Source organism: Nitratidesulfovibrio sp. (genome assembly GCF_040373385.1).
GTDB lineage: Bacteria > Desulfobacterota > Desulfovibrionia > Desulfovibrionales > Desulfovibrionaceae > Cupidesulfovibrio.
The window spans coordinates 59204-83461 of sequence record NZ_JBDXXH010000012.1; the positions used below are offsets into that span (position 1 = coordinate 59204).

19 protein-coding genes and 1 pseudogene are annotated in these 24258 nt (G+C 67.3%); 17 read left to right on the top strand and 3 right to left on the bottom strand.

Annotated elements, in window-relative coordinates; translation table 11 throughout:
• Window positions 1-16: 16 nt before the first annotated feature.
• The 13 genes from ABWO17_RS16150 (at window position 17) to ABWO17_RS16210 (ending at window position 17411) form a co-directional block, all read left to right on the top strand.
• Window positions 17-2473: a homocysteine S-methyltransferase family protein gene (locus ABWO17_RS16150; RefSeq protein WP_353120339.1), complete on the top strand. Its 2457-nt coding sequence runs from the start codon at window positions 17-19 to the stop codon at window positions 2471-2473.
• Between the two features lie 243 nt (window positions 2474-2716).
• On the top strand, window positions 2717-3202 hold the full coding sequence (locus ABWO17_RS16155; RefSeq protein ID WP_353120341.1) for a TlpA family protein disulfide reductase: 486 nt from the start codon (window positions 2717-2719) through the stop codon (window positions 3200-3202).
• The gene (locus ABWO17_RS16160) at window positions 3203-3670 is read left to right on the top strand and encodes an N-acetyltransferase (RefSeq protein ID WP_353120343.1); all 468 of its coding nucleotides are present in this window, start codon (window positions 3203-3205) and stop codon (window positions 3668-3670) included.
• 163 nt (window positions 3671-3833) lie between these two features.
• Window positions 3834-4373: a hypoxanthine phosphoribosyltransferase gene (hpt, locus tag ABWO17_RS16165; RefSeq protein WP_353120344.1), complete on the top strand. Its 540-nt coding sequence runs from the start codon at window positions 3834-3836 to the stop codon at window positions 4371-4373.
• Window positions 4374-4442: 69 nt separating this feature from the next.
• Entirely contained in the window at window positions 4443-5408 is a 966-nt protein-coding gene (locus tag ABWO17_RS16170; protein WP_353120346.1) for a DUF3426 domain-containing protein, read from the top strand.
• Between the two features lie 9 nt (window positions 5409-5417).
• Window positions 5418-6926, top strand: coding sequence for a DNA repair protein RadA (gene radA / locus ABWO17_RS16175; protein ID WP_353120348.1), 1509 nt, complete (start codon window positions 5418-5420; stop codon window positions 6924-6926).
• Between the two features lie 409 nt (window positions 6927-7335).
• A complete protein-coding gene (locus ABWO17_RS16180; RefSeq protein ID WP_353120350.1) occupies window positions 7336-9441 on the top strand; it encodes a methyl-accepting chemotaxis protein in 2106 nt (701 codons plus the stop codon).
• Window positions 9442-9756: 315 nt separating this feature from the next.
• Window positions 9757-11568, top strand: a complete 1812-nt coding sequence (locus ABWO17_RS16185) for a methyl-accepting chemotaxis protein (protein WP_353120352.1) — start codon at window positions 9757-9759, stop codon at window positions 11566-11568.
• A gap of 150 nt (window positions 11569-11718) precedes the next feature.
• Entirely contained in the window at window positions 11719-12081 is a 363-nt protein-coding gene (locus ABWO17_RS16190) for a response regulator (protein WP_353120354.1), read from the top strand.
• A gap of 325 nt (window positions 12082-12406) precedes the next feature.
• Complete coding sequence (locus ABWO17_RS16195) at window positions 12407-14587, top strand: chemotaxis protein CheA (RefSeq protein ID WP_353120356.1); 2181 nt, start codon at window positions 12407-12409, stop codon at window positions 14585-14587.
• Window positions 14584-15471 (top strand): CheR family methyltransferase, encoded by an 888-nt coding sequence (locus tag ABWO17_RS16200; RefSeq protein ID WP_353120358.1) that lies wholly within the window; start codon window positions 14584-14586, stop codon window positions 15469-15471. The genes ABWO17_RS16195 and ABWO17_RS16200 overlap by 4 nt, the downstream gene beginning before the upstream one ends.
• Window positions 15468-16538: a protein-glutamate methylesterase/protein-glutamine glutaminase gene (locus ABWO17_RS16205; protein ID WP_353120360.1), complete on the top strand. Its 1071-nt coding sequence runs from the start codon at window positions 15468-15470 to the stop codon at window positions 16536-16538. Before ABWO17_RS16200 ends, ABWO17_RS16205 begins: the two co-directional genes overlap by 4 nt.
• Window positions 16539-16733: 195 nt before the next feature.
• The gene (locus tag ABWO17_RS16210; protein ID WP_353120362.1) at window positions 16734-17411 is read left to right on the top strand and encodes a ferredoxin-like domain-containing protein; all 678 of its coding nucleotides are present in this window, start codon (window positions 16734-16736) and stop codon (window positions 17409-17411) included.
• A gap of 253 nt (window positions 17412-17664) precedes the next feature.
• Here ABWO17_RS16210 and ABWO17_RS16215 read toward each other — a convergent pair.
• Both ABWO17_RS16215 and crcB read right to left on the bottom strand, forming a co-directional pair.
• Window positions 17665-18003, bottom strand: a pseudogene (locus ABWO17_RS16215) (DUF190 domain-containing protein); the annotation flags it as partial.
• Between the two features lie 310 nt (window positions 18004-18313).
• Entirely contained in the window at window positions 18314-18688 is a 375-nt protein-coding gene (crcB, locus tag ABWO17_RS16220) for a fluoride efflux transporter CrcB (protein ID WP_353120364.1), read from the bottom strand.
• A 120-nt stretch (window positions 18689-18808) separates the two neighbouring features.
• Between crcB and ABWO17_RS16225 the strand changes: the two genes are divergently transcribed.
• The 4 genes from ABWO17_RS16225 to aat all read left to right on the top strand — a co-directional run bounded on the left by ABWO17_RS16225 (window position 18809) and on the right by aat (window position 23546).
• The gene (locus ABWO17_RS16225) at window positions 18809-19486 is read left to right on the top strand and encodes a class IV adenylate cyclase (RefSeq protein WP_353120366.1); all 678 of its coding nucleotides are present in this window, start codon (window positions 18809-18811) and stop codon (window positions 19484-19486) included.
• 466 nt (window positions 19487-19952) lie between these two features.
• The gene (locus ABWO17_RS16230; RefSeq protein WP_035069479.1) at window positions 19953-20255 is read left to right on the top strand and encodes an ATP-dependent Clp protease adaptor ClpS; all 303 of its coding nucleotides are present in this window, start codon (window positions 19953-19955) and stop codon (window positions 20253-20255) included.
• A 1-nt stretch (window position 20256) separates the two neighbouring features.
• Window positions 20257-22728, top strand: a complete 2472-nt coding sequence (gene clpA / locus ABWO17_RS16235; RefSeq protein WP_353120368.1) for an ATP-dependent Clp protease ATP-binding subunit ClpA — start codon at window positions 20257-20259, stop codon at window positions 22726-22728.
• A complete protein-coding gene (gene aat / locus ABWO17_RS16240) occupies window positions 22725-23546 on the top strand; it encodes a leucyl/phenylalanyl-tRNA--protein transferase (protein WP_353120370.1) in 822 nt (273 codons plus the stop codon). Before clpA ends, aat begins: the two co-directional genes overlap by 4 nt.
• A 190-nt stretch (window positions 23547-23736) precedes the next feature.
• On the opposite strand, the gene ABWO17_RS16245 is transcribed toward aat, so the two are convergent.
• On the bottom strand, window positions 23737-24258 hold the full coding sequence (locus tag ABWO17_RS16245; protein WP_353120372.1) for a hypothetical protein: 522 nt from the start codon (window positions 24256-24258) through the stop codon (window positions 23737-23739).

The window sequence follows — 24258 nt, forward strand, 5'->3', positions numbered from 1 at the left end:
TTCAGGAGTACAGGCTGTGCCAGATTTTCGTCAAGCGCTTCGCTCCGGTCGTCGGCTGGTCTTCGATGGCGGCATGGGTACCATGCTCCAGTCGCGTGGGCTGCCACCCGGCGTAAGCCCTGAGCTGTTCTGCCTGGCCCGGCCTGACGTGCTGGTGTGCATCCATGCCGACTACCTGCGCGCCGGGGCCGACGTGCTGACCACCAACTCCTTCGGCGGCTGCGTCTACAAGCTGGGCACCGGCCCCGGCGCGCCCGACGTTGTGGAGTTCAACCGCGCCATGGCCCGCGCCGCCCGCGAGGCCGTGCTTGCCAGTGGCCGCGAGGCCTTCGTGGCGGGCAGCGTGGGGCCGTCCGGCCATTTCATGCGCCCGCTGGGCGACCTGGACCCCGCAGAACTTGTGGCGGCCTTCCGCGCCCAGATCCGGGGGCTGGTGCAGGGCGGGGTGGACCTGATCCTGGCCGAAACCCAGTTCGACCTGGCCGAGGCACGGGCCATCGTGCTGGCCGTGCGCGCCGAATGCGACCTGCCCGTGGGCGTTTCCATGACCTTCGAGGGCGGCGTCAGCCTTACCGGCACGCGGCCCGAGGTGTTCGTGCAGTCCATGCTCAACATGGGCGTGGATCTCGTGGGCACCAATTGCAGCGCCGGACCGGAGCAGATGGTCGAGGTGGTGGACGAACTGCTGGCCCTTGCCGAAGTGCCGGTGCTGGTGGAACCCAACGCGGGGCTGCCGGAACTGGTGGACGGCAAGACCCTGTTCCGCCTGGGGCCGGACGACTTCGCCAGGCACACCGCGCGTTTTGCCGCTGCCGGTGCGCGCCTGCTGGGCGGCTGCTGCGGCACCACGCCCGACCACATAGCCGCCCTGCGCGGCGCGCTGGACAACCTTTCCGGCGGTCTTGTTCCCGATCCGGCCCGGCGCGACGGCATCGTCCTGACCACCCGCGCCCAGGCCGTGCATGTCGGGGCGGGCAGCCCCATCCGTATCATTGGCGAGCGCATCAACCCCACCGGCAAGAAGCTGCTGACGGCGGAACTGCAAGCGGGCGAATTCGCACAGGCCCTGCGCTTTGCCGACGAGCAGGTGGAGGCGGGTGCACCGCTGCTGGACGTGAACGTGGGCGCGCCCATGGTGGACGAGGCGGCGCTGCTGCCCGCGCTGGTGGAACGCCTGGTGGCCCGTCATTCGCTGCCGCTGTCGCTGGATTCGTCCAACGCCGACGCCATTGCCGCAGCCCTGCCGTTCCATCCCGGCTCGCCGCTGGTCAACTCCATCAGCGGCGAACCCGGCCGCATGGAGCATCTGGGCCCGCTGTGCCGCGACCACGGCGCGCCGTTCATCCTGCTGCCGCTCAAGGGGCGCAAGCTGCCGGTGACGGCGGCCGAGCGCATCGCCATCATCGAGGAACTGCTGGCCCAGGCCGACGGCCTGCGCATTCCGCGCCGCCTGATCATGGTGGACGTGCTGGCGCTGGCCGTGTCGTCCAAGGCAGAGGCCGCGCGCCACTGTCTGGACACCATCCGCTGGTGCGCGGCGCAGGGGCTGCCCACCACCATCGGGCTGTCCAACATCTCGTTCGGCCTGCCCGCGCGCGAACTGCTGAACTCCACCTTTCTGGCCATGGCGGCGGGCGCGGGGCTTTCCTCGTGCATCGCCCACCCCGGCAACGCGCGCATCCGCGAGGCGGTGGCCGCCTCCAGCGTGCTGCTGGGGCTGGACGCCAACGCCGAGGCGTTCATCGAGGGCTATTCCGGCTGGACGCCGGGCGGTGACGCCACCGGCGCGGCACCCAGTGGCGCTGCGGGCGGCACCGGCGGGAGCGCAGGCGGCGTGAAGGCCAAGGCCGCCACGCTGGAAGAAGCCGTCATCCGGGGCGACCGCGACGGCGCGCTGGCCCTGGTGGAGCGTGCCCTGGCCGAAGGGGCCGACCCGTTCACGCTGGTGCAGGAAAAGCTGATTCCCGGCATCACCGAGGTGGGCCGCCGCTACGAGCGGCGCGAATACTTCCTGCCCCAGCTCATCCGCTCGGCAGAGACCATGCAGCACGCCTTTCGCAAACTTCAACCATTGCTTGAAGCCCAGCGGGGGCACGAAACGCGCCCGGTGATCATCATGGCCACGGTGGAAGGCGACATCCACGACATCGGCAAGAACATCGTCACCCTGATGCTGGGCAACCACGGCTTCGACGTGGTGGACCTGGGCAAGGACGTGAAGGCCGCCGACATCGTGGAGGCTGCGGAGCGCCACGGCGCGCGAGTGATCGGGCTTTCGGCCCTGATGACCACCACCATGGTGCGCATGGAAGACACCGTGCGCCTGTTGCGCGAACGCGGCCTGCCGGTCAAGGTCATGGTGGGCGGCGCGGTGGTTACCCCCGCCTATGCCGAGGCCATCGGCGCGGACGGCTATTCCGCCGATGCCGTGGAGGCCGTGCGGGTGGCCAAGGAACTGCTGACCGTCCAGTAAGGGGCGGCTCACGCGTGTCTTTTTGCCTGGCGGAGCGCCTTGCGGCGTCCGCGTTCCCCCTTGTTTTCCGCGCGATCGTACCCGCCATTGTCCGGCGCGCGCCGGTTGCCCCGGCGCGCGTTCGGCGGTAAGAATGCGCTCCGCCCCCGTGGCGGACCCCCGGAACAGCCATGGGCACTCAGCCCTGGGCAACCGCCCGTGGCATTCCGGGCGCCGTGGCTTTATCCCATCGGAGGCTTTTAGATGAAACGCCTGACATCGCTCATCCTTCTTCCCTTGCTGCTTGCCGTCCTGCTCGCCGCCCTGTCCGGCGTGGCTGTGGCCGCCCCGGTGGTGGAAGAAATGGGCTCCGGCGAATTGCTGCGCCGCGTCACCGCCGCCAAGGGCAAGGTGGTCATTGTCAATTTCTTTGCCTCGTGGTGCCCGCCGTGCCTGGAGGAAATTCCCGGCCTGATCAACGTGCGTGCCCGCTATTCCGAAGACAAGGTGGCCCTGTACGGCATCTCGCTGGACGAGAATCCCAAGCAGCTCGCGGCCTTCATGTCCCGTACGCCGTTCAACTATCCGGTGTGGAAGGGCAAGGAGGAGTTGCAGCGGTTCTTCAACGTGTCCTCCATCCCGCAACTGCTGGTCTACGACCGGCAGGGCAAGCTGGTGGCCAACCACGTCGGCCTCGTCGAGGCCGATGAGCTGGGCAAGTTCGTTGATACCCTGCTGGGAGGCAACTAGATGGGCCAGCCATACATCCGCAAGGCCCGCGTGCAGGACGTCAAGGCCATCCACGGCCTGCTCATGCACACCTCCGGCCAGGGGCTGCTGCTGCCGCGTTCGCTGAACCAGCTGTACAGCCACCTGCGCGATTTTCTGGTCATCGACCCTGACGACGGCGGTCCCCTGGTGGGCTGCTGCGCCCTGTCCATCGCCTGGGACGACATCGCCGAGGTGCGTTCGCTGGTGGTGGCCGACGACCTGCGCGGCAAGGGCTGGGGCCGCAAGCTGGTGGATGCCTGCCTGAGCGATGCCGTGACCCTGGGCATTTTCCGGGTGTTCGCGCTGACCTACCAGGTGGAATTCTTTCTGAGGATGGGGTTCCGGGTGGTGGAAAAGGACGTGCTGCCCCAGAAGATCTGGGCGGACTGCATCCACTGTCCCAAGTTCCCCGACTGTGACGAGACGGCGGTACTGCTGGAAATGTAGCGGAAAGGACGCGTCGCGAGCCGCTCTCTGGCGCGCGATGCAGTCTGCGCCAGCTGCCGCCGTTTGCCGCAGCACAGCACGATCCCGCAGGCCGGGCACGCCGCGCAATGCGCAGGCCGCCCGGCCCCCCCCCACGATACACGGGCCCGGAGGCCGGACGACAATGAAGATCAAGGACTTGAAGGTGGTGTATGACGCGCAGGCCATTGCCGCGCGCGTGGCCGAGATGGGCCAGGAAATCAACCGGCTGTACGCGGGCGAGGAACTGGTGGTGGTCTGCGTGCTGAAGGGGGCGTTCATGTTCTTCGCCGACCTGGTGCGGCACCTGGACATGCGGCCGGAACTCGACTTCGTGCGCGTGGCCAGCTACGGATCGTCCACCGCCACCTGCGGCACCGTCAGCTTCACCAAGGACGTGGAAGTGCCCTTGCAGGGCAAGCACGTGCTGCTGGTGGAAGACATTGTGGATACCGGCCACACCGTGGACTTCCTGTTCCGCCAGCTTGCGGCGCGCGGTGCCAAAAGCCTGCGCCTGGCCGCGCTGGTGGACAAGCAGGAGCGCCGCGCCGTGCCCGTGCGCGTTGACTTCGCGGGGTTTGCGTTGCCCGGTGGCTTCATTGTAGGGTATGGCCTCGACTATGCCGAACGGTATCGCGAACTTCCCGGCATTTACGAAGCCGTCATCGAACCCGAGGGTGCGTAGGGTGGGCCACGCCGCCAACCTGTCGTCGCGCCCCGGCCATTTGCCGAGACCCCACGTCCGAGGTGCCCGATGATCGTCATCTGCCCCAGCTGCTCGACCAAGTACAATCTGCCCGACGATCGCGCCCGCCCCGGTGCGAAGCTGAAATGCACCCTGTGCAAGTCCGTCTTTCCCATCGAATCGGCCACGCCGCCATCCGAGGGAGCGCCCGACTTCGACGCCGTCATGGGCGGGCTTGGGATGGGCGGAGCCGATGACGCCGTCGGCAGGTCCGGTGCCGCTTCCGGTACCGCGTCGGACAACGGCGCGGAGCTGGACCACGGCCCCTTCCACGTGGCGTCCACCCCGGAGGCGGACCTTGATGCCGCCGTGCGCGCGAAGGTGCAGGCCGATGCGCGCAAGCGCGACCGTGCCGACGAGGGCCCCGACGTCAGTGATATCATCAGCTCCATGAAGGGCTACAACCTGGACGACGCACCGCCAGCCGTGCCCCCCAGGAAGTACGGCTGGCCGGTCATTGCCGGGTTCGTGGCCGTGCTGCTGTGCGTGGCCGTGGGGGTCACCCTGCGCTTCACCGGCATGTGGCCCGGAGAAAAGGCGGCGGAAACACCGCCGCCCGTGGTCAATGGCACGGAGCAGATCAAGAACATCGCCTTGCGCAATTACCGCCAGTACTACGTGAACAACGAGAAGGTGGGGCAGGTCGCGGTGATCGAGGGCAAGGTGGTGAACAACTTTTCCTCCCCGCGCGAACTGGTCAAGATCGAGGCCTCGCTGTACGACGCGGCGGGCACCGCCGTGGTCACCAAGCAGCAGTTGTGCGGCGTGACCGTGTCGTTGTTCCAGCTGCAGGTGCTGGGCGAACAGGAACTGGAAACGGCCCTCAACAACAAGATCGAGATCCTCACCAACAACACCAACGTGCCCCCCGGCGGCGAAGTGCCGTTCATGGTGGTGTTCTACAACCCGCCCGCTTCCGTGGCCGAATTCGGCGTCAAGGTGGTGGAGGCGCGCACCCCGCCGGACAGCAAGTAGCGTGCGCCCGTGAAGCTGCGCGAAACCTACGTCTGCACCGCCTGCGGGGCGCGCGCGCCGCAATGGCGCGGCCAGTGCCCCGCCTGCAAGGAGTGGAACACCCTTGAACTGACCGTGGCCCCGCGAGAGGGCAAGGCTGGCAGGCGCCCCGGCGCGTCCGCCGCCGGGCCGCAGGGCAGGGCGCAGCCGCTGAAGGATGTTGACGACCACGGTGCCGAGCCCTTCGGCAGCGGGCTGGATGCGCTGGACCGTGTGCTGGGCAAGGGCCTTGTGCCGGGCGCGGCCATTCTTGTGGGGGGCGAGCCGGGCATCGGCAAATCCACGCTGCTGTTGCAGGTGGCCGGGGCCGTGGCCGCCGCCGGGCGCGGCGTGCTGTACCTTTCGGGCGAGGAATCGCTGCCCCAGTTGAAGGCCCGCGCCGCCCGCCTTGGCGTGCTGCATGACGACCTGATGGCCGTGGCCACCACCCGCCTGGACGATGTCCTGCCCCACCTTGAAGGTTCCGACGCCCCCGCGCTGCTCATCGTCGATTCCGTGCAGACCGTCAGCTCCGACAGGGCAGAGGGACTGCCCGGCAACGTCAGCCAAGTGCGCGCCGTATCCACGGAAATCGTGGAGGCCTGCAAGCGCAGCGGCACCACCGTGCTGCTGGTGGGCCACGTGACCAAGGACGGCGCGCTGGCCGGACCGCGCCTGCTGGAGCATCTGGTGGACACCGTCATTTCCATCGAGGGTGACCGGCGGCAGATGTTCCGGTTGTTGCGGGTGCTCAAGAACCGCTTCGGCCCCAATCAGGAACTGCTGGTCTTCCGCATGGTCGAGCAGGGCATGGAGGTGGTGGAAGACCCTTCCACCTTCTTCCTCGGCGCGCGCGACCCGGCGCTGTCCGGCACCGCGCTGGTCATGGCCGTGGACGGGCAGCGCCCCCTGGCCGTGGAGGTGCAGGCCCTGGTCACCCGCAGCTATCTGGCCATTCCGCGCCGCACGGGGCTGGGGTTCGACGTCAACCGCCTGCACCTGCTGCTGGCGGTGCTGGAAAAGCGTTTGCGTCTCAACTTCGGGCAGGTGGACATCTACGCCAAGATCGGCGGCGGCATGAAGTTGCAGGACCCCGGCATGGACCTGGGGCTGGTGGCTGCCGTTTTGTCGTCATTCTACGACCTGCCCCTGCCCGAACGGGCGGTGTTCTGGGGCGAGGTCGATCTCAACGGCCAGGTACGCCCGGTGGCGGCCCATTCCATCCGCCGCGACCAGGCCCGCAGGCTTGGCTACACCCCCATCCTGCACCCCGCCGACGACGCCGCGCACGGTGTGCCCACGGTGGCGGCCTTGCAGGATGCGCTGTTCCGGCGCGCCCGGCGCCCGGCGCAATCGGGTCCGCAGGCTTCTTCGCCCGCATCGCCGCCGGATATCGCGGATGACCGGTTCCCGCGCGCCCGCGCAGGGCATGGTCCGGGGGACGGAACTGCCGCTTTCGGCGACAGCGACGACCCGGCAGGGGGCGAAGACGGGGCCTAGCCCCGGCAGTGGCAGGTATCGCCGTTTTCCCGTTTTCTCCCCTTCTCCTGTCCGGCCCGTGCATTCCGGCCCGGCCTCTCCACGCTGCATTCCCCCAGCATCGCCGCCGCAGGCTGCCACGGCGTTTCCGTTATGGCGCCGTTATTGCTGCTTCCCCCCTGTGTTTCGACATTTTCGTCGATAGGTGATGCGTGGTAGTACCGCGCGTTTCACGCCACGGTGCTGTCGTTCGTCCGCTCGGTCCGGTTTCGGTTTCGTTCCGGCCTGTTGTCCTGTCGTTGAGAGCCACTGGCGGGGCGACCTTGGGCCTCCGTATGATAATCTGGCAATCCTGCTTGCTTGCGCCGGGTAACACGGTACATTCGACTCTGCTGCCCGGCCCAACACCATCGCGCCACCGGAGATTGCCATGGAAACCCCACGCCCGCTGCTTCCCTATCGTTTCGTCGCATTCGGTACCGTGTTGAGTCTTCTTGCCGCTGGCCTTGCGCTGCCGGGCGGCCTGACATGGGCCATCATCGCCCTGTGCTGCGGCCTTGCGCTCACCGCCGGGGCCGTGGCGATCGAGCTGCGAGCCGACGCATCCGAGCACGAACGGCTGCGGGCCGACCTGGCCGCGCAAGGTCCGGTGCGGGTGCGGGACGACCTGCGCGCGCGGGGCATGGCCCCCCACCCGGCCCTGGAGGCTGCCGCCCGGCTGGAGGCCGATACCACCCAGTTGCACACGGCCTTCGACGTCATGACCGCCCCGGTGCTGCTGCTCGATACCTCGGGCCGCATCGCCAGGGCCAGCAAGGGCGTGGTCACCCTGGCGGGCCTGCCGATGGAACGGATGATCGGGCGTACTCCGGCAGAAGCCCTTGCGGGCGGTGGGGGCGGCAACGGTACGACCAAGGGTGCGCTGGATTTCATGCCCGTGCTTCCCACCATGTCCATGCACCGCGACGTCGAACTGGTCACCCCGTCCGGGATGTCCCTGTCTTTGCAGGTGCTTTCCGAAGCTCTGGTCGATGCTGATGGCGACTTGACCGGCGCGGTGGTGGCCCTGTTCGATCACAGCGATTCCCGCCGCGAGTGTTCCGCCCTGGAACTGCGTCAGCAGGAACTGCTGGTTACGGGGGCCGACATCAACGGGCTGGCCCAGCGGGTGGCCTCGGCATCCGAAGAGCTTTCCGCCTCGTCCGACGAGCAGGCGCGGGGGGCGGTGCGCCAGAAGGAACAGTCAGCCTCGGTGGCCACCGCCATGGAGCAGATGCGCAATACCGTGTTCGAGGTGGCCCGCAACGCATCGGCCACATCCGATGCCGCACAGGGCGCCCGGGATGATGCCTCGGCGGGCGCGGCGCTGGTGCAGCGTGCCGTGGAGGGCATCAATGCCGTGGCCGAGTCGGCCGAACGGCTGGCGTCGGAACTGAATCAGCTGGACGGGCAGGCTGGCGAGATCGGCCGCATCATCGGGGTCATCAACGACATCGCCGACCAGACCAACCTTCTGGCGTTGAATGCCGCCATCGAGGCGGCCCGCGCCGGTGACGCCGGGCGCGGTTTTGCCGTGGTGGCCGACGAGGTGCGCAAGCTGGCCGAAAAGACCATGTCCGCCACCAAGGAAGTGGAGCAGGCCGTGCACACCATCCAGCAACGTTCGCACGACGCCATGCAGTCCATGCAGGTGACCGGCGGACAGGTGACGGAAAGCACGCGCCTTTCCAATGAGGCGGGCCAGGCCATCAGCCGCATTACCGTGCGCATACAGGACATGGTGGAGCGGGTGGCCCAGATCGCCACGGCGGCAGAGCAGCAGTCCGCATCGGCAGAGGAGGTTAGCGGCGCGGTGGAGGCCATCGCCACCGTGGCTGGTGAATCGGAAACGGGGGCGGTGCAGGCTTCGGCGGCAACGCGGGACCTGGCCGGACTTTCGCAGGAACTGCTGACCCTGGCCGTGCGCTTCAGCGAGGCCAAGGTGGATGCCACCAAGCTGTGGAAGTCGCAGGGGCAGATGCGCGGGGTGCTGCCCAAGCTGATGCAGGAATTCGCCGTGGGCAACTACGGACGCGATGTGGTGACCAAGATGCTGGAGGCCATGGGCAATCCGGTGTTTCTGGCCACCGCCAACTATCCGGACCAGGTGCTGAAGCAGATGGCCCATGAGCTTTCGCGCATCTCGGGCGATTCGACCAAGGAAGTGTTCCGCAAGCTGGGGCGTTACACCATGGACGGTTTCTACCGGATGTACCGCCGCTACTTCAAGACCAACGATTTGAAGGAACTGTACCTGGGCATGGATGCACTGCACAAGCAGCTCACCAAGGACTACCCCGGCATCAATCCACCAGCGTTCACGTATGAGGATAGGGGTAACACTCTCGTGATGACCTATCGCTCTTCCCGTGCGCTGTTCGAATACTTCGAGGGGATCATTCTTGGTGCTGCCGATTTCATGAAGCGCAAGGTGGACGTCAAGCTGACGCCCCAGGGTGAGCATGTGGCACGGGCGGAAATCCGCTTTCTGGACTGACCGTGCAATGTCCATTTGCGGAAACGGGGCGTTTCCTTGCGGGGGCGCCCCTATTTTATACTTTAAACACGATGGGTGGTGCGGTATCGTAAGTTTGCCGATGCTCTTGCCGGTGTGCGCGGACAGGGCGTCTGGCACCCGGCGCGGGGCACGGCGGAATTCGACCGTCTGGGGGCGGCGGGGTGGCCGAGCCGGACACGGCGGCGCACGGACAGGCCGTATGGCTGGGCATGACCAGGCACTGTGGCGCGGCAAGCATGATGCCGCCGCAGCGTAGCATGGCGGTGATGCAGAACCACTGGAGACGGGACGCAGATGCAGGAATACACGGCGCTGGCGCGCGAAATGCGGGAGCGGCTTGGGCGTGTCGGCAGCGGGCTTGCCCTGCTGGTGCAGCGGCGCGAAGAGGACTTTCTCGCCCTTGGCACAGAATTGCAGGACGTGGCCATGCGGGTGCAGGACATCGCCGCGGACAGCCAGAAGCTGAACCACATCGCCTCTGGCGACACAGTGCGCCACATTCTGGAAGAGCTGGTGGCGGAACTGGATGCCATGCAGACCCTCTGCCATGTGGACGATGATGCAGCGGACCTCGCCATGCTGGCTCGCGCCCGCGAGTTGGTAAACGAACTTTCCAAATCCATTCGCGACTATGCCCGCGTGGTGCGCACGCTGCAAATGCTGGGCATTTCCACGCGCATTGAAAGTGCACGCCTTGGCTCCGACGGGCGCGGCTTCAGCACCCTTGCCGACGATGTGGAAAAGCTGGGCTACAAGATCGTCGAATATTCCGACCGCATCATGCAACAGGCGAAGACGCTGGACGCCCTGGCCGAAAAGGCGGAGGCCAGCACCCGCGAGATGCACGAGATGCAGCGTGAATGCACCTATTCCGTGTTCGGCTCCATCCGTGACAACATGGACACCCTGCACAATGTGTCCGAAGACAGCCGCAAGGCTTCGGAAGACGTGCGCGGCCACACGGCGGACATCTCCGCGTCAATGGGCCGCATCATCGGTTCGCTGCAATTTCACGACATCGTCCGCCAGCAGGTGGAACACGTGGAGGAAGCCCTGGCCGACGCTCGCGCCGGGCTGGATGTTTCCCCCGGCGGCTCACCCGCCAATTCCCCTGAGGACTCCGTTGCCGATGAAGCCCTGGCCGTGGAACTGGCCGTGGCAGCAGACATCTGCGCCCTGCAACAGGCCCAGTTGGAAAACGCCAAGGGCAGTTTTTCCGATGCCGTTTCCATCTTGCGGCGTGAACTGACGGCCATTGCCGCCAGCGTGCGTGGCGTTGGGCAGCGCACCGGCGGTTTTTCGGACGAATCGTGCCTGGGCGAAGGCTGCGGCGGCACTGCCGTGCTCGACCACATGGAGCTCAGTGTGACGGAGATAGCCACGCGCATGCTCTCGCTGGCCGAGCAGGGCGAGCGCATGGGCCACGTCATGGTCGAGGTTGCCGAAATGGTTGCGCAGATGAGCGTTTTCCTTGAAGACATAGAAGACGTTGGTGACGAGATAGAGCTCATTGCGCTCAATGCCAGCATCCGAGCCGCCCATACCGGCGAAAAGGGCAAGGCCCTGGGGGTGCTGGCCTCGTCCATCCAGCGGCTGTCGCAGGACGCGGGTGAAAGTACCACGGCCCTGTCCACCCTCCTGCGCGAGGTGGACGGCGTGGCCGGGCAGCTCAAGACCTACGCCACCGCCTATCTCGATTCCTCGCGGGTGTCCGAGATTTCCGGCGAGCTGGAAGGGCTTACCCACGGCCTGCGCGAGGTGAACGGCGAGGCCGCCCGCCTGTTCGCCAGGGTGGGCCAGGCCTGCGCGGATCTGGCCGCCCGGGTGGACCACGCGGTAAAGGGGCTGGACTTCGACGCGCAGGTGGTGGCCGGGCTTTCCGGTGCCGCCGGCGACGTGGGCGAGATGGCGGACTCGCTGCGGGAACGGTTGCCCGCTTCCGCGCGGGCGGCGGCCTCGCATCGGCTTGCCGCCATGCGTGACCGTTATACCATGGAGCAGGAGCGGGTGCTGCATGGCCGCGTGCTGGGCGGTACCCGTGCGGCCGATGCCACACCCGCAAACGGGAGCGGGGACGGCTACGGCGACAACGTGGAACTTTTCTGAATATGCGGCGTCGCGGCACCCTCCGCGATGCCCGCCGGGCAGCCCGACATGCCTGACCGGCCTTGCAGGCCGGAACCGGCCAGGGGACGCCGCCGTCTGGGCGTCCGGCGCTGAACCGCCAACTCCGAACATTCGAGCACGAGGGATTTCATGAGCAAGCTCATCATGACGGTGGACGATTCGGCGAGCATCCGGCAGATGGTCGGCTTCACCCTGCGCAACGCCGGGTACGAAGTCATCGAGGCCAAGGACGGCAAGGATGCGGTAAGCAAGCTCTCCGGCCCCATCAAGATGGTGATCACCGACCTGAACATGCCCAACATGGACGGCATAGAACTGATCAGGCAGATTCGCGCGACCCCTGCGTACAAGTTCATTCCCGTCGTCATGCTGACCACCGAATCGCAGGCCACGCGCAAGCAGGAAGGCAAGGCCGCCGGGGCCACGGGGTGGATCGTCAAGCCGTTTCAGCCGGAGCAGTTGCTGGCCGTTGTCAAGAAGGTGCTCGGCTAGACCCGGCCTGGCCAGATCATGCCCGGTTCACGCGGGCACACGTTCACCGGATTACCGGGTCGGATACGGGATCGGCAGCGGGGGGTACCCGTGGCCCGAACCTGCCCAGCCCCACGGGCCCGACAATCCGTCCGGGCCTGACAACCAGTTCAGACAGGCCATGCCGCCCGTTCATCCTGACCATCCCGTTCACCCCGATCATCCCGATCGCCAGGGCAGGCCGGACTCTCGGAGCCGGTGAACCCCTGGGATTCGGCGGAAACGGCGAAATCGGCGGATTCAGCAGGCCCGGCATGGCCGGTCGGGCCGGACAAGGAAGTGCCGCATGCAATCGCAGGAAGACGCAAACAGGGCAGCCTTCATCGAAGAGGCGCAGGACCTGCTGGCGGAGCTGGAAACGGCCCTGCTGGAACTGGAGGCGCAGCCCGATGACCGCGACCTGGTGGCGCGTGTGTTCCGGGCCATGCATACCATCAAGGGTTCCGGGGCCATGTTCGGCTTTGACGACATCGCCCATTTCACCCACGACGTGGAAACGGTGTTCGACAGGGTACGCAACGGTGAAGTGCCCGTCACCCGCCAGTTGCTGGACCTGACCCTGGCCTCGCGCGACCATATCGCCCAACTGCTGCACTGCGCGGTCAGCGGCGATGCCCCGGATCTGTCGCACGCCGCCGCCATCACCGCGTCGCTGCGGGCACTGGTGCCCGCAACCGCCACTTCGGCCGATGCCCCGGCGCACGCCGCCGACGGGGAATGCCCGGCCGAGCCCGAACAGCCGTGTCCCCCCTGCGCCCGCACCTGGCGGGTGCGCTTTCGCCCCGCGCCGTCCATTCTCTTCAGCGGTGCGAACCCCCTGTCCCTGCTGGACGAGTTGCGCGACCTTGGCGGAGCACAGGTGTTCCCGCACTTCAGCGATGTGCCCGGCCTCGACGAGTTGCAGCCCGAGCTGTGCCACATGTGGTGGGACGTGCTGCTTTCCAGCGAATCGGACGAGGCCGCCATCCGCGACGTGTTCCTGTTCGTCGAGGACGACGCGGACATCGACATCCGCATGGTGGACGACGCGCGCATCGTGGACGACGCAGCCTACAAGCGGCTGGGCGAAATCCTGCTCGAGCGCGGCGACGTCAGTGCCGACGATCTGCATCGCGTGCTGGACGAGCAGCGCCCTCTGGGCAAGCTGCTGACCGACGCGGGCGTGGTGCCCCCGGAACGGGTAGAGGCCGCGCTGGCCGAGCAGCAGGCCATGCGGGCCATGCGCCAGTCGCGCGACAAGGAATCGGCCGCGCGCGACGATTCCGGGGCCAGCATTCGGGTTGCGGCGTCCAAGCTGGACTTTCTGGTGGACCTGGTGGGCGAACTGGTCATCGTGCAGGCCCAGCTTTCGCAAGCGGCGCATCTGCGCAGCGACCCCGCCCTGCTGGGACTGGTGGAGGAACTGGAACGACTGAGCGACGAACTGCGCGACACCACCCTTGGCATCCGCATGCTGCCCATCGGCACCACCTTCAGCAAGTTCCGGCGACTGGTGCGCGACCTTTCGGGGGAACTGGGCAAGGACGTGGAACTGGTGACCCTGGGCGGCGAGACGGAACTGGACAAGACCGTCATCGAGCGTCTGGGCGACCCGCTGGTGCACTGCCTGCGCAACAGCCTTGACCACGGGGTGGAGCCGCCCGATGTGCGTGCCGCCGCAGGCAAGCCGCGCACCGGCACGGTAACCCTTTCGGCGGCCCATGCCGGGGGCGAGGTGCTGATCACCATCGCCGACGACGGCGCGGGCATCGACCCGGTGCGGGTGCTGGAAATCGCCCGCAAGCGCGGCGTCATCGCCCCTGACGTGGAACTGCCCGCGCGCGAGGCCATCGAACTCATCTTCGCGGCCGGTTTTTCCACGGCGGAGAAGGTTACCAGCGTTTCCGGCCGGGGCGTGGGCATGGACGTGGTGAAACGCTCCATCGAGGCACTGCGCGGTCGCATAGAACTGGACAGCACGGTGGGGAAGGGCACCACCCTGACCATCCGCCTGCCGCTGACCCTGGCCATCATCGACGGACTGCAAGTGCTGGTGGGCGGCGAATCGTACGTCATCCCGCTGAACCACGTGGAGGAATGCGTGGAACACGCCACGCCCAGCGCTCACGGTTCCGCAGAGGGCAGGCAGCGCATCATCAACCTGCGCGGCGAGATCGTGCCGTACATCCGCCTGCGCGAGCTGTTTGCCTCATCCGGCCCCGCGCCCGCCATCGAACAGGTGGTGGTGGTCGATGCGCAGGGCAGCCGTTTCGGCCTGGTGGTGGACTGCGTGGTGGGCGAGCACCAGACGGTCATCAAGAGCCTGGGCCGCATCTACAAGGACGTGCTGGGCATTTCCGGCGCCACCATCAAGGGTGACGGCAGCATGGCCCTGATCCTGGACGTGCCGGGTCTGGTGCAGCTTGCGGCGGACCAGCCTCCGCGCGGGCAGCGCATGTCGGTGGCCGCGCACGGGGGAGGTGCATGAGTTCCAACCACAGTGACGGCCCGGCCCTGCCAGCTGGCTGTGCCCGCCCGGGCCCCATGTCGCAGAAGCTGTTCGACCGCATGAGCCGCTTCGTCTACGAGCAGGTGGGCATCAAGCTGCCCGGCTCCAAGCGGGTGATGCTGGAGGCGCGCCTGCAAAAACGGCTGCGCGTGCTGGGCATGGCCAGCTACGACCAGTACGTGGACTATCTGTTCACGGAAAAGGGCTTTGACGAGGAATTGCGCAACTTCATCGACGTGGTGACCACCAACACCACGGAATTCTTCCGCGAACCGCGTCATTTCGACTATCTGACCTCCACGTTGCTGCCCGGCTGGACGACCGAGGCGGCGCGCCTGCGTTCCCAGCGCACCCTGCGGGTATGGAGCGCGGGCTGTTCCATCGGCATGGAACCCTACACCCTGGCCATGGTGCTGCGTGACTACCAGGAACGCACCCCCGGTTTCAACTTTTCCATTCTGGCCACGGACATTTCGTCGCGGGCGCTGCAACAGGCCGTGCGCGCCGTGTACGAAGAGGAGCGGGTGCACAACGTGCCGGACCCGTTCCGCAAGCGCTACCTGCTGCGCAGCCGCGACCGTTCGCGCCGCCTGGTGCGCATCGGGCCGGAGCTGCGTTCCGCCGTGCGCTTCGAGCGGCTGAACTTCATGGACCCCTTCGGCTTTACGGAACCCATGGACATCATTTTCTGCCGCAACGTGATCATCTACTTCGACAAGCCCACGCAGGAAGGGCTGTTCGGTCGGTTCTGCCAATGCCTGCGCCCCGGTGGGCACCTGTTCATCGGCCACTCCGAAAGCCTTACCGGCATGGCGCTGCCCCTTGAACAGGTGGCGCCCACCGTCTACCGGAGGACGCGATGACCGCCCGCCGCATCAAGGTACTGGTGGTTGACGATTCGGCCCTGGTCCGCCAGACCCTGGCCGACATCGTTTCCGGCGACGAGGAACTGGAACTCATCGGCACCGCCTCCGACCCCTTCGTGGCGGCCAAGCGCATGGAGGCCATGGCGCCCGACGTGATCCTGCTGGACGTGGAGATGCCGCGCATGGACGGCATCACCTTCCTGCGCAAGATCATGACCCAGCATCCCATTCCGGTGGTGATCTGCTCGTCGGTGACGGAGCAGGGGGCCGAGGCCACCTTCAAGGCCATGGAATACGGCGCGGTGGAGGTCATCCAGAAGCCGCGCATGGGCACCAAGCGGTTTCTGGAAGAATCCAGCATCCGTATCTGCGATGCATTGAAGGCCGCCGCCCGCGCCAGGCTGCGCAAGCTTGGCCCGCTGTCTGCCGGGGTGCCGCCCAAGCTTTCCGCCGATGCGGTACTGCCCGCAGCCACCCCGCTGACCACCACGGTGCAGCAGACAGAAAAGATGGTGGTCATCGGTGCTTCCACCGGCGGCACGGAAGCCCTGCGCGTGGTGCTGGAAGCACTGCCCGCCGACTGTCCACCCATCGCCATCGTGCAGCACATGCCGGAACACTTCACCACAGCCTTCGCCAGCCGACTCAACGCCATCTGCCGGGTGACCGTGAAGGAGGCCCAGGACAACGACGTCATGCGGCGCGGCCAGGTGCTCATAGCGCCGGGCAACCTGCACATGCTGCTCAAGCGCAACGGGTCGCGCTACTATGTCGAGGTGCGCGAAGGCCCGCTGGTGCGCAGGCACCGCCCCTCCGTGGACGTGCTGTTCCGTTCCGCCGCGCGCTACGCCGGGCGCAATGCCGTGGCCGCCATCATGACCGGCATGGGTGACGACGGCGCGGCGGGCATGAAGGAACTGTTCGACGTGGGCGCGCACACCATAGCCCAGGACGAGGCCAGTTGCGTGGTCTTCGGCATGCCGCAGGAGGCCATCAAACTGGGCGGCGTGCGCAAGGTGGTTTCCCTTGAGGAAATCGCCCCGGCCATCCTCCGGGCCTGCTGAGCCCGGTGACGCAGGTCGAAGCCAGCCGAACTGCCAACGTCGCCACCGTCAACAGGCATACCGTCAACGGGCGCACGGTCAACAGGCGCACGGTCAACGGGCGCAACGCTTGTGGGGTAGCCCTGGGGCCATTGTCCCGGGGCTATCATCACGTTCCCTGCAACGACAACGCATACGGTTCAAGGAGCATCGACCATGACAGATACCGGCACGCCGGAACCGAGAGGCGCCATTCTCCAGCGCGACAAGCAGACCTACGCCATCGTGCCCCGCACTCCCTGCGGCATGCTGTCGCCCGACATCCTGGACGCCATTTCCCGCGTGGCGCGCAAGTACGCCATCCCCATCATCAAGATCACCTCCGGCCAGCGCCTTGCCCTGGTGGGCATGACGGCGGAGCAGGTGGAACCCATCTGGGAAGACCTGCGCATGGACGTGGGCCGCGCCGTGGAACTGTGCGTGCACTACGTGCAGGCCTGCCCCGGCACGGCGGTCTGTAAGCTCGGGCTTCAGGATTCGCTGGGGCTCGGCATCGAAATCGAGCAAACGCTGGCGGAACAGCCCTTCCCGGCCAAGGTCAAGTTCGGCGTGTCCGGCTGCCCCATGTGCTGCGGCGAAAGCTACCTGCGCGACGTGGGGCTTGTGGGCACCAAGCGTGGCTGGACGGTGATCGTGGGCGGCAACTCCGGCGGGCATCCGCGCATTGGCGACGTGCTGGCGGAAGACCTGACCCGCGAGGCGGCGCTGGACCTGGTGCAGCGCTTCATGGCCATGTACCGCGAAAATTCCGGCAAGCGCCTGCGGGTGTCCAAGTACGTGGACAAGACCGGCATAGAGGCCATCCGCGCCGCGCTGCTGCCCGCCGTAGGGTAAGCGCGGGGGCACTCGCTCCGACGGAAAGCGTACGGCAGGGCCGCCCGGCGGTCCTGCCGTTTCTGCATCCGCCACCAAGGCGCGGGCAAAGAGGATGGCAGCGAGCCTAGATGGCCTGCTTGTCGCTGGTCTGGCAGTCGCTGGTCTGGCAGTCGCTGTCCTGATTCGGCTGCTTCCCGGACATGCCGGACGTGGCGGACATGTCGGACATGCCGGAGTGGGGCGCTGCATGTGCACCCTGCTGCGCTTCCTTGCCGGGGCCGTGGCGGTACAGCAGCACGCGCACCGGGTCCACGGTAACCAGCCCTTCGGCCAGCAGTGCCTCGACGCGGGGCAGGAATGCCTCTATCTTGGGCGCGTCGTCGATGATCTCGACCACGATGGGCAGGTCTTCGGACAGGCGCAGCACCCGCGCGGTGTGCACCACGCTGTTGGCGCCAAAGCCCGCAAGCCCCCGGAACACCGTGCCGCCCGCCAGCCCTTCGCGGCGGGCGGATTCCAGGATGACGTCGTGCAGGGCGCGGCCCTTGTGGGTGTCGCGCTCGCCGGTGTAGATGCGCAGACGCAGGGCGTCGCCAGAGATGATGCGCATGACGTGCTCCTTCCGGTTTCGGATGCGATGTCGGGTTTTCGTGCGTGGGAGAGTGGCGGCCCGCTGGCCTGCCAGCCGTCCGGTGTCCTGCACCAGCCGTCCGGTGTCCCAGGGGTTGTTTCGTTCGTTGGCAAGGAAAACGAGCCTGCCATGAGGAAACATACTCTTACCGTATTTGACAGAAATGGCAGGCGAAGTTTGACCGCGTTGCGCACGATGCTCGTAGGGCTCGCAAGCTCGCCCAACTGGCACGCTTCGCGCACTTCGAGTCGGTCAGTCAACGGGCGAAAAGACAATTTAGAAACGACCCCTAGACCAGCCGTCCGGTGCCCAGGCCCAGCCACACCATGGCAAGGCCCAGCAGCAGTTGCCCGCCCGCGTACAGGGCAAAGGCCATCCACTGCCCGGTTTCCATGAGCCCCAGGCTTTCGAAGGTGAAGGTGGAAAAGGTGGTGAACGCGCCCATGAAGCCGGTCAGCAGCACCACGCGCACATCGGGATGCAGGGAGATGCGGTTTTCGCACACCCCCCAGACAAAGCCGAAGGCCAGACATCCCAGCACGTTGACGATGAACGTGCCGAGCGGAAAGGAACCGGGTGTGGCGCGCTGTACCAGCCCGGCGAGGCCGTAGCGGGCCAGGCTGCCCAGGGCGCCCGCAAGGCCCAGCAAGACGATTTTCTGCACGAAAAGGCCCTCTTTCGCGCCGCGTGTGGCGGCGCCCGCCGTGCCTCGTTTCCCTTTGCATCATGGCGCCGGACAGGCGTCGGGCTGCGGAATGGCGGCGACACGGTCCATGGAGTTCACATGGCACTGGAAATCGAAATCAAGTTCCCTGAGGCGGACCTTGCCGCGCTTCGCGACGCATTGCAAGCAATGGGGGCCACCGGCGGCACGCCATACCTGGAATGCAACCGGGTGTATGACACCCCGGACCGCCGGTTGCGCGCGGCGAACACGCTGTTGCGGCTGCGCACCAAGACCGGGCCGAACCTGCACGCCGCCGTGCTGACCATGAAACGACCGCCCCGTGCGGAGGACGCCGGTGGTGCGGGTGGGGGCGGGTCCGCACCCATTCCCGATGACGTGAAGGTGTGGGACGAGGTGCAGACCGGCGTGGCCGACGCGGACGCCATGCACCAGATGCTGACGGGCCTGGGCTACGGCGTGGCCTTCGGGTACGACAAGGTGCGCGAGGTATGGCATCTGGACGGGGTGCACGCATGCCTCGACACCATGCCCTTCGGCCCGGTGGTCGAACTGGAGGGCGACCGCGAGGCCATCCTGGCCATGGCCGACCGGCTTGGCCTTGACAGGGCGCGCGCATCCACCGCAACGTATCACGACCTGAACCGCCAGTGGCGCGCGGCGCGCGGGCTGCCCCCGTCGGAAGACTTCACCTTCGATGCGGCAGGGCTGGCCGCCGCGCGGCGCGCGGTTTTCGGGCGCGGTGAGGGCGGGGCGGATATCCGCGCTGCCGAATGACCCGGCACCGCCCGGAAACGGTCACGAATGTTGCGGTCGCGCGTCCTTGTTGCGCAGGGGCCGGACAAGCTCGCACAGAAGGCGCACACCCCCTCGACAGCGGGCGGCGCGATGTTAGTATATGGGCGTTCCCCGCACCCATCCACGGGATGCCGGGCCGCCGGAAACAGCGAAACGAGCACTCATGAGCACCCATTTCGACGACCATTGCTCCACGGCACTGCGAGACGGCACGGCCTGTTCGGCGGATTCGGCCCGGACTGACGGTTCGGGCGTTCCGGTCTACGCGATCTGTGCGGTCCGCCTGGCCAGCGTTGTCGGTGCGGACGGTCAGGCAGGTCCGAGGGGTTCGGCGGGGCCGTGTTGCCCCGGGGACAATGCAGGCCCGTCCCGCCCAGCAGGACCCACCGGATCAGCCGGGCCGGGCGGTCCCACCGGACCGGCAGGCCCGTCGCATCCGTCGGGCATGCCCGATGGCGGCAGGGACACGGAGATACTCATCGAGGACGAGGTGCGCGAGCCCCGGATGTTCCGGGTGCTCCTGCACAACGACGACTACACGACCATGGAGTTCGTGGTGTCGATTCTGGTCGAGGTGTTCCGCAGAACGCCCGACGAGGCGACGCGCATCATGCTGGCCGTCCACGAGAAAGGCGTCGGTGAATGCGGCGTGTACACGGCGGAGGTGGCCGAAACCAAGGTCGCCCTCGTGCATGCCCGCGCCCGGCGCGAAGGCTATCCACTGCGCTGCACCCTCGAAGAGGTATGACATGATCGGAAGACGCCTTGAAGCAGCGCTTACCGCCGCCGTCAACGACGTGCGGACGCGCAACCACGAGTTCCTGACGCTGGAGCATCTGCTCTACGCCATCACCGGAGAGGATGCGGGCAAGCACATCCTTGAGGCCGTGGGGGTGGACGTGAAGGCACTGCGCCTGCGCCTGGAAACCTTTTTCGCCACCCATCTGGAACCGCTGCCCGCCGACACCCCCACCGAAGTGGTGCAGACCCTTGGGGTGCAGCGTGTGTTGCAGCGGGCCATCCGCCACATGCAGTCCGCAGGCAAGGGCGCCGTGGAAATCGGCGACGTGCTGGCCGCCATCTTCGAGGAAGACGACGCCTACGCCACCTATTTCCTGAAGTCGCAGGGGGTAACCCGGCTGGACGTGTTGCAGCACATCTCGCACGGCGCGCCGCAGGGCGGCGACGGGGACGGTTCCGACGACACCGAGGGCGAGGACGGCGCGCCCGATACGCCGCGTACCGATGCGCTGGAAAAGTTCACCGTGGACCTTACCGCCCGCGCCCGCGAAGGCCGCATCGATCCGTTGATCGGCAGGGCCAGGGAACTGGAGCGGACCATCCAGGTGCTGGCCCGGCGGCGCAAGAACAATCCGCTGTACGTGGGCGACCCCGGCGTGGGCAAGACCGCCATCGCCGAAGGGCTGGCCCTGCGCGTGGCGGGCGGCGACGTGCCCGAGGAATTCCGCGACGTGCGCATATTCGCCCTGGACATGGGCGCGCTGCTGGCGGGCACCAAGTACCGGGGCGACTTCGAGCAACGCCTGAAGGGCGTCATCACCGATCTCGGCAAGGTGCCGGGGGCCATCCTGTTCATCGACGAAATCCACACCATCGTGGGCGCCGGTTCCACCAGCGGCGGGTCCATGGATGCCTCCAACATCCTGAAGCCCGTGCTGGCCGACGGCAGCATCCGCTGCATCGGGTCCACCACCTACGAAGAGTACCGCAACCACTTCGAGAAGGACCGCGCCCTGTCGCGCCGGTTCCAGAAGATCGACGTGCAGGAGCCCTCGCAGGATGAATGCGTGGACATCCTGAAGGGGTTGCGCCCCTACTACGAGGATCACCACAAGGTGCGCTACACGCTGCCCGCCCTGCGCGCCGCAGTGGAGCTTTCCGCCCGGTACATTACCGAGCGGCTGCTGCCGGACAAGGCCATCGACGTGCTGGACGAGGCGGGCGCGGCGGCCCGGCTGCGGCGTGCCAGTTATGGCGGGCGTGCCGCGTCGGCATCCGATGCCGCCATCGGCGTGAAGGACGTGGAAAAGGTGGTGGCGCGCATGGCCCAGATACCGTCGCGCACGGTGTCTTCCAGCGACCGCGACCGCCTGCGCACCCTCGATGAAGACCTGCGCAACGTGGTCTTCGGGCAGGACGCGGCCGTGGGTATCCTGTCGCGGGCCATCCTGCGCGCGCGGGCGGGGCTGGGTCGCGAGGACCGGCCCACGGGCAGCTTCCTGTTCTACGGCCCCACGGGGGTGGGCAAGACCGAACTGGCCCGCCGTCTGGCGGAGGTCATGGGCATCGGCTTCGTGCGCTACGACATGAGCGAGTACATGGAGAAGCATTCCGTGTCGCGGCTCATCGGGGCGCCCCCCGGCTACGTGGGCTTCGACCAGGGCGGCCTGCTGACCGAGGCCATCCGCAAGCAGCCGTACACGGTGCTGCTGCTGGACGAGATCGAAAAGGCCCACCCGGACATCTTCAACATCCTGCTTCAGGTCATGGACTACGCCACGCTTACCGACAATACCGGGCGCAAGGCGGATTTCCGCAACGTGGTGCTGATCATGACCTCCAACGCGGGCGTGCGTGAAATGAGCGCGCTGTCCATCGGATTCGGGGCCACCGCGCAGGAAGACGTGGCGGGCAAGGGGCGCAAGGCCGTGGAGAACATGTTCAGCCCGGAATTCCGCAACCGCCTGGACGCCATGATCCCCTTTGCCGGGCTGACCACCCCGGTCATGGAACGCATCGTGGACAAGTTCGTGCTGGAACTGGGAGCCGGGCTGAAGGACCGCCGCGTGCGCCTGGAACTGACCCCGGCGGCCCGCGAGCGCCTTGCCGAGAAGGGCTTCGAGCCTGCCTTCGGCGCGCGCCCGCTGCGCCGGGTGATCCGCACCGCGCTGGAAGACGAACTGGCCCGCGAGGTGTTGTTCGGGGCGCTGCGCAAGGGCGGCACCGCCATCGTGGACGTGGCCGCGCCGGAAGTGGCCCCTGCCCCGGCCAAGCCCCCCCGCAAGGGGAAGGGCAAGGTTGCCGCGAAGGATGCCGACCGGCCTGCCGTGGCTGCCGACGTGGTTGCCGCCCCTCCGGCTGATGCCGTCAAGGCGGGGCCGTCCGGCGTGCAGCATGGCGTGCAGCATGGCCTTGCCGGGCTGGGGCTGGTGTTCCGCTACGAGCCGCTTGGCGGCATCGAAGCCGCCACGGAAAAATGAACGTGCGCGTGCTGGGCCGGATGACCGGGGACGGTTCCGATTTTCCCGATCCGGCCGCCGCACCGCCCGAGGGGTTGCTGGCCGTGGGGGGCGACCTTTCGCCCGCCCGGCTGGTTGCCGCGTACATGCGCGGCATCTTTCCGTGGTACGACCGGGGCACGCCCATCCTGTGGTGGTCACCCGATCCGCGCTGCACGTTGCTGCCGGACGAGTTGCACGTGCAGCGCAGCCTTGCGCGGCGCATCCGCGCCGATGCCTTCGAGGTCACCTTCGACAAGGCCTTCGCGCTGGTCATCCGGCGCTGCGCGGCCACCCCCAGGGAAGGGCAGCGCGGCACCTGGCTGGTGCCCGCCATGATCAACGCCTACGAGGCGCTGCACCGTCTGGGCATCGCCCATTCGGCGGAGGCGTGGCAGGACGGCAGGCTGGTGGGCGGGCTGTACGGGGTGGCCCTGGGCGGGGTGTTCTACGGCGAATCCATGTTCCACTTGGTGCCCGATGCCTCCAAGGTGGCGTTCACCTGGCTGGCTGCCTGGCTGCGCCATGCGGGGTGCAGCCTCATAGACTGCCAGCAGACCACGCCGCACATGGTGCGCTTTGGCGCGCGCGAATTGCCGCGTCCGGAATTCCTGGCCCGGCTGGCCGAAGGGGTGCGCGGCGCGCTGCGCCTGGCAGACGGCAGCGAGGCGCGCTGCCCGGAAATTTCGGAGCTGCCCGCGCGGCCACTGCTGCCGGGGCCGGATGCCCCGTGGAAACATGCGCCCAACGTGAAACCGGCCGGGTACTGGCGTGTACCGGCCGGTTTCAGACCCTTGTAACGGGGGCAGGCAAGGCCCGGCGTCAAAGGCCCTCGGCACCCGTGGCGCCCGCAGCTCGTGGTGCGCATGCGCCGCATGCGGCGGGAAGGTATTGCGTTCGCCCGGCCTGTTGATCCGGTTGCCCGGCCCGGTTGGCCCGGCTGATGCGGCCCGTGTGGCGCACCCCTGTGGCGGGCAGCGGCGCGGCGGGTTATTCCTGTTCGTGCACCAGCGGTTCGTGCTGGGCCAGGTCGTAGAAGCCCCGAATGGCGAAGGGCAGCGGATAGCGCGGCACCTCGTCGAAGCGGATGACCCCCATGGTCTTGCCCTCGGGCAGGGCGGAAAAGGGCACCACGCCGCGCGGCACCGGCAGTTGCAGCGGACAGGCGATGATGCAGGTCAGCCGGTCGGCGTAGCGCTGCGAAAGGTAGCCCACCACCGCGTCGCGTTCCGCCTCGGTAAAGGATTCCAGTACCGTGCGCAGGGCGTCGGTTTCCGCCTCGGGGCCGCTCAGGTCGTCGGAGCCCGGCGCGTCGGGGTCAAGCGGCGCGCCCACCAGGCCGGGCACCGCGCGCAGGTTGGCCAGGTCTTTCGCCGCGTCGTCCTCTCCGGCCAGCCGGAAAAGATGGGCCTGTACGTTGCGCCGCCCCTTGAAGGTGCGGATGGTGACGGATATGACGTGGATGCGCTGCACCGGGGGCGTGCCTTCCACGGGAATGACGGTCAGTTCCAT